Genomic DNA, 6,203 nt, shown 5'->3' on the forward strand with positions numbered 1-6,203 from the left:
CACAAATTGACGGCCACAGTCCCGGCACTTGTAATTTTGCTTCCCGCGATGGCTGGTGCCGTTCTTGGAGATATCGTGAGACCCACAGGTCGGACAGGTCATCTCGATGGCCATGCGTTTGTCTCCCTGGTTATCGTGGTGGCGTAGCCTGATTTTCCTCTGTCCCGTGCATTAATGCACTACCCAATAGCCATCTGCAAGGCTTTGGAACTGGACTATTGCCAGGTTGTTGATTGTTCAAAGGACGCTAAATCCAAACAGCCGCCCCAACATAGCACTGCGACGGGCAGCCCTTCACCCTGGCCACAGGTGTGCCGATCAATGCTGGATCGTCACCGTCGGCTCACCACCAACGAATGGTTGACGGATCCGAGTAGCCATTTCAACGTCGATGATATTCACATCCCGCTATCACTCCTAGAACGCCAAACCAAAGCTATCAAGAGTTCCAACAGCCCTGCGGTCAAGGGCGACTCTTCCCACGAAGTTTCAGAAGTCTCAGAAGTCTGCGAGGTTCAGCAGTTTACCCATGGTGATTTTCTAGATCGCATCTTGCGTGAGGGTGAAGGCAGAACCCAAGGAAAACGCATCGCCATTATTGGGGAACCAGGGGCAGGCAAGACCACCTTGCTTCAAAAAATTGCCTCCTGGATCCTAGACCATGAGTTAGGTCTGCCAATCTGGATATCCTTAGCCGATTTGCAACTGCATAATAACCGATTAGAAAACCTGGGAGAATATCTCAAGAATGTTTGGCTAAAGCGAGCCGTAGCCTTTGACAGTCCTGCCACTCAAGCGGAATTTGCCCAATTAGTGCAGACAGGTCAAGTTTGGTTATTACTCGATGGTTTGGATGAGATCTCCTTGCCATTTATGAGTGCGCTTCGCGAAGTTAGGGATCTGCTTGAGGGGTGGATCTCAGCTTCTCGTGTGATTGTCACCTGTCGCGTCAATGTTTGGGAGGCCAGCCTGAATGCCCTTGACCAGTTTGAAACCTACCGCATTGGCCAGTTTAGCCCTGAGCAACTCGAGAATTTTATTAAAAATTGGTTTGCTCAATCCAATCCAAATCAAGGCCGTGATCTGTGGCAAGCCCTCAATGATGGCCGCAACCATCGAATCCAGGATTTAGTTAAAAGCCCTCTCCGGCTAACGCTGTTGTGTAGCACCTGGCAAGAGGATTCCACGCTACCAGAAACAAAAGCAGCTTTATACGAACGGTTCGTCGCAGCGCTGTATCGATGGAAGTCAGATAGATTCTCGATTAGTCGCAGTGATCGAGAAAAACTAGATAAATCTCTGGGTGAACTCGCCAAAGCAGCTATTGATAGGGGTGGATCGGCCTATCGTTTGACCCAAATTCAGGTTGATGAGCATCTTGACGATCAGACCCGTAACCTTTGCTTAGCGTTGGGCTGGCTAAACTCTCTGGGAGATAGAAACCAGGAAGTTTATGCATTTATTCATCCAACTTTTCAGGAATATTTTGCAGCACTATCTATAGAAGATGGTGAATTCTTTTTTGATCCTGACACAGAGGAAGCTCATCAACGATCCTACCGAATCTTTGATGCTCGATGGAAAGAACCCCTTCTAATCTGGTTCGGTTTTAGCCACATCAGCAAGCACGATAAGGATCTTCTGCTGAGAAAGCTAATTTACTTTGAAGATCAATGCGGACAGTTCTATGAGTATCGGGCCATATTCATAGCCGCATCATGTCTAACAGAATTTCCAGAGTCTGAATACAAAGACGAGATCCTTGATCAAGTCTTCGACTTTGCCTTTGGCCATCCGCCCGATGATGAAAATATCATAAATGAAGACGGAAACATTATTTGGCTATACTATCCAATTACGCTCAAGGCTGAAGATTACATATTTTCCGGCGAGACCCTTGCAGAAGATAGCATGAAATATATATGTTCTATATTTGAAGGAATATATCGTTACACGTATAATCAATGCTTTCATGATGACAAGATGAATTTACCCACGAAATCCAAGTTGCAATTCTTAAAGTTTAAGCACAATATCTTTGAAAATCAACTTCTTAAAAGAAGATTTAATCATAAGGCAAAGCCAATTACTCCTCACGGCAGTCCATCTTTTATATGCAGCAGCATTTATTTTAGGATTAAGCAATTTCCCATTCAAAAAGATATTCTTAAAGAGCATCTTATCTCTATTTTGCAAGATTTTAACAACTGGCTAGAAGACTTTCATGAAAGGAGAAAACTATTAACTTTGATTGAAGAAATTAATGATGATCTAGATCTTGTATGGCACTTTTCAGATCTTTTGCTGTCCATAGATCCAAGTAGCAAGATAGGATTGCTCACAATTCGACGAATTTTATTCTTCTCCTATAGCCACGAAAACAATGCATTATATACGCTATATCAAGCGGGTCGTCGTCTCTTTGCAGATAATGATGCAGTCAATACTAATGATCCTATTTTATCTGTTGCCCTTTATCTTTTCTACGCGAGTGAATATACTTTCTTCGATTCTAATCTACTAGATGCTGCACTCATAATTGCATCTATTCTTGACGAACGGAACCAGAGTCTCCCAGAATTTTTGAAAATTCTGTATTCAAGATTTCCCGAAATATTTCAAGAGGATAAGATCTTAAGTAATGTTCCTTACGCCCAACTTTTGAAATATGTCGAATCATGTCTAATGAAGAATGCGGAAAATACAATTTCTGCATTAGAGTCATTAAGATCCTACTGGAACGTCAACAGAGAACAGTTGAAAACATCTTCAATTCTTTTAGATCGGGATGAAATCCAATGGGAAATTGATAAAATTAAAAAGGGTGACTCTCCCTGGTGGAGAATGCTTACTAAAGAAGAGGTTGAGAGAAACACCGAATTATTTATGTCTATGAGTGATGACGAATATCAACTATTCAAGATTGCAGAAAGAGAGAAAAAAATTGCATTGGCCAAAACAGATGAAAAAACTTTCCTTGACATCCTATCGAATGTTCATTCTAGCGGACTCTCTTTAGATCAGATGATTTCTTTGTTGAATGAGTCTCGCTACTCGACCGCAGTACGGGGTTTCAAGAGGGGTTTTTGGTCTGACGGAGAAAATAAGTCTATGCATAGGAAGTATTCTATGCATGGGAAGTATTATTTCGACTGCTTTCATGCTCTCTATCACTGTGCAGAGAATATGCCCTATGAGCAATTCTTAGCAGCTTGGCAAGATGCTTAAATAATTTGATTCAAGAGTTCTTCTTCTCCTCGTGGTTTACGTATAGATAGCAGATTATGGGAGATAGTCCTAGGGTTCAACCTCGGCAAGACTTAACTGTCCCAGGTGTTGCAAAATGCCCAGCACTTGGCCCAAATTGCTAGGGTTGAGGATATTGAAATGCTACGAAAAACCATGCATACTTACGTCAAGATCCAGGCTGCTAACTTCTGCTTAATTCGTGCAAGTCGAGTCTTTGAAATCTCCCCTGTAGAACCAAGGAAAATAGATGAACTGACCACAGCTAGACGAGTTACTCGAACAAGGCTAGTTCGCTTTAAGCCACTGGCATCAAAATCATCATCACCCTCATCAATTATTTCATCTAAGTCAGCCATGTACTGAGTAAGTTGAGACGAAATCATGCAGATGAGCCAATCATCATATTGGCTAGGGCACTGGCACAGCACGAGGGCAGGTCGTAATTTCCCACGGGTTTGGTCAGTATTAGGAAACGGGAAAAGAACAATTTTTCCTTCCTGAACCATTAGAACGTTTCCTTCAAGTCTGCCGCTGTGTATTCAATGGGATCATTCTCAAGCCCCTGCATGGCCGATTCCAGGGAAAACGTTGACCAGTTTTTATCTTCTGATCGCTGGCTTTGTTGTCGGTAGCGGTTTTCCAAAAACTCAACAAAGTCCAGCACTTCACGCTGCTCTTTTTCAGGTAGTACTGCTAGATGCTGGAAAATCTGTTCAGCAATCGTCATAGGAATTCGCCAAAAGGCCGTATGCCGTAATTCTAACGTGCAGACTACATTTCCGGCACCACCATTCTTCAGCTAGAACTCGGCTGTGGTAAGACTTAACTGCCCCAAGTGTTGCAAAATTCCCAGCACTTGGCCCAAATCGCCAGGGTTGAGGATATTGAAATGCTGCGACAAACCATACTGGGGGCTAGGCTGAAGCGACAGCTTGAGAAACAAAAAACTTTCCCCACTACACAGCAACCCATAGGCAGGTTGTTGGGACTGAGGATTCGTCAGCATATAAGCCAACGCCTGGGGAATGCCCAAAGAGAGCGAAAACGTAGTGCGTTTAGCCTCCAAGCCCCAAACCCAGATTTGCTGATTCACCACCAGGGTATCGATGCGGCCCTTGAGGGTGGTTTCGCCCGTGTCAAGGCTCACCTCCACCGAAGGCTCGAAACGGCAGCGAAAGGGTGGATCATAAAAGCCCGCTAAATCCAGTAAGGGCGACACAATCATCATTTTTACGCCATTTTCCAGCATCGATCCTTCCTCAAGCTGGTGAAAATAGCGATCTCGAATGCGATCTAGTGCCTGCTGTTGAGCCGCTGTGAGCGTAGGCCACTCAGATTGCCACTCTGGGAAAAAGTCCGGCTCCTGCACCCAGGAGAGATTGAAGGACTCCCGCAGATACTTGAGGGTCAGACCTTCGGAAATTGCCTCGGAAATTGCCAGGGTTTGAACCATCATTGCCTCTCTATCCCTATTCAGTTGTCACCCCGTTTGTGATGAAGCGAGATAGGACGACTAGATATTTTAAGATTTGGCCTACCCAGGCGTAGGGTACATTGTTGGGCGCTCTTGGTATGGACGGTGGTACCTTGCACGGCACCTGGTACGCCCGCAGCGCTGAGGTGCTTGGATCCCTCTGGATGCCGTGGATATTCTACGGCAAGAGGCTATGGAGGTTGAGTTCAAATCCGGGCAAGACGGATTCCCCGGATAGGGTCGCTGTGAAGGGGACGGTTTCGGGGGCCGCATCGGGACGATACACCTCTACGGTGCGAGTTTTGGGGTTCACCAGCCAGCCCAGCCGACAGCCGTTGTCGATGTATTCCTGCATCTTGTTCTGAAGTGTCGCTACATCATCCGTCGCTGACCGTAGCTCAATCACAAAATCGGGACAGAGGGGGGCAAAGCCCTGGCGTTGGTCGGGGCTGAGAGCGGCCCAGCGTTCCAGCGCCACCCAAGCCACATCGGGGGAACGAATGGCCCCATTGGGCAACCGAAACCCACTGGAGGAATCGAACACCTTACCCAGCTTGGTGCGGCGATTCCAGATCGCGACATCAGCGGTCAGTTCAGAGTTGTAACTTCCACTCTCGCTCCCGGTCGGCGACATGGCGATCAATTCTCCCGTGGCGGTGAGTTCTAGGCGCAAGTCAGGATTGGCCTGGACGATGGCCCCAAACTGATCCTCACTGACCCGCAAGGTTTTTGGCAGGTGAACGGCAACGGTGGCTAGCATAGACAAAACCGCAAAACGCCCTGACCCTATTCTAGAACGCCCTGATTCTCACCATGGCCACTCTCATCACCCCACCCACCACTACCCTGCAACTCCACGACCACCTAGAGTTTCCCGACTCCGGCGTGCTGAGTAAGGTGCTATGGAAAGATGCCACCTGTCAATACACCCTCTTTTGTCTAGCGGCAGGCACAGAAATTTCAGAACACACCTCCACCCGCAATGCCACGGTACAGGTCATCTCCGGCAGCGGCACCCTCACCCTAGAGGGCCAACCCATTACCCTAGAACCCGGTGTGTTTGTGCTGATGCTGGCCAATGCCCCCCACGCCCTAGATGCCACCACCAACCTCGCCTTTCTGCTCACCCTTTCGGCAGAGGGCTAGCAGTAACATTCAGGGCGTGCCGATCTGCGGCTAGCCCATGTCGTTCAACCTCACTTTGCGCTGGCGGCACCCGAAATTCCACTTGACTGTAATTAGCTCCAACTGGTGTGGCCCCTCGTCGCAAACTATGGTCAACCCCCGTAAGCTGTCCATAAACTGGGCATAGGGCAAAGCTGTTTCTGGCTGGTTTTTCTCTGGTCTGTAGATTAATGCATCACCATAGCAGGGGTAGTGGATTAACGTAAAGGATAGAGAGAAATCAGGTAACGCCGTCGCATGTCTAGCGTTTGAGGGAGTAGGACCGATGACCATTGAGATGACCTGTCCAACCTGT

The 6,203-nt window shown here is 47.1% G+C and carries 7 protein-coding genes and 1 pseudogene; 2 read left to right on the top strand and 6 right to left on the bottom strand.

Features of this window, described 5'->3' with window-relative positions; all coding sequences use genetic code 11:
- A partial coding sequence (locus H6G62_RS25530; RefSeq protein WP_199324940.1) for an IS1 family transposase occupies positions 1 to 102 on the bottom strand: 102 nt, incomplete at its 3' end.
- A 219-nt stretch (positions 103 to 321) separates the two neighbouring features.
- Between H6G62_RS25530 and H6G62_RS25535 the strand changes: the two genes are divergently transcribed.
- Positions 322 to 3,228 carry an NACHT domain-containing protein gene (locus H6G62_RS25535; protein ID WP_190500444.1) on the top strand — a complete coding sequence of 969 codons (2,907 nt, stop codon included), beginning with the start codon at positions 322 to 324 and terminating at the stop codon, positions 3,226 to 3,228.
- A 182-nt stretch (positions 3,229 to 3,410) separates the two neighbouring features.
- Here the strand turns inward: H6G62_RS25535 and H6G62_RS25540 are convergent, their stop codons facing one another.
- The 4 genes from H6G62_RS25540 to H6G62_RS25555 all read right to left on the bottom strand — a co-directional run bounded on the left by H6G62_RS25540 (position 3,411) and on the right by H6G62_RS25555 (position 5,483).
- Complete coding sequence (locus H6G62_RS25540) at positions 3,411 to 3,755, bottom strand: type II toxin-antitoxin system PemK/MazF family toxin (RefSeq protein ID WP_190500446.1); 345 nt, start codon at positions 3,753 to 3,755, stop codon at positions 3,411 to 3,413.
- Positions 3,755 to 3,976: a DUF2281 domain-containing protein gene (locus H6G62_RS25545; protein ID WP_190500448.1), complete on the bottom strand. Its 222-nt coding sequence runs from the start codon at positions 3,974 to 3,976 to the stop codon at positions 3,755 to 3,757. The genes H6G62_RS25540 and H6G62_RS25545 overlap by 1 nt, the downstream gene beginning before the upstream one ends.
- 72 nt (positions 3,977 to 4,048) lie before the next feature.
- Complete coding sequence (locus H6G62_RS25550) at positions 4,049 to 4,705, bottom strand: type I restriction endonuclease subunit R (RefSeq protein ID WP_199325248.1); 657 nt, start codon at positions 4,703 to 4,705, stop codon at positions 4,049 to 4,051.
- A 196-nt stretch (positions 4,706 to 4,901) separates the two neighbouring features.
- Complete coding sequence (locus H6G62_RS25555) at positions 4,902 to 5,483, bottom strand: Uma2 family endonuclease (protein WP_190500450.1); 582 nt, start codon at positions 5,481 to 5,483, stop codon at positions 4,902 to 4,904.
- Positions 5,484 to 5,536: 53 nt separating this feature from the next.
- Between H6G62_RS25555 and H6G62_RS25560 the strand changes: the two genes are divergently transcribed.
- On the top strand, positions 5,537 to 5,869 hold the full coding sequence (locus H6G62_RS25560) for a cupin domain-containing protein (protein WP_190500452.1): 333 nt from the start codon (positions 5,537 to 5,539) through the stop codon (positions 5,867 to 5,869).
- Positions 5,870 to 5,899: 30 nt separating this feature from the next.
- Here H6G62_RS25560 and H6G62_RS27550 read toward each other — a convergent pair.
- Positions 5,900 to 6,203 (bottom strand): annotated as a pseudogene (locus H6G62_RS27550) (hypothetical protein); the annotation flags it as partial.

Origin of the sequence: Phormidium sp. FACHB-1136, from assembly GCF_014697375.1 — a bacterium.
GTDB lineage: Bacteria > Cyanobacteriota > Cyanobacteriia > Phormidesmidales > Phormidesmidaceae > Nodosilinea.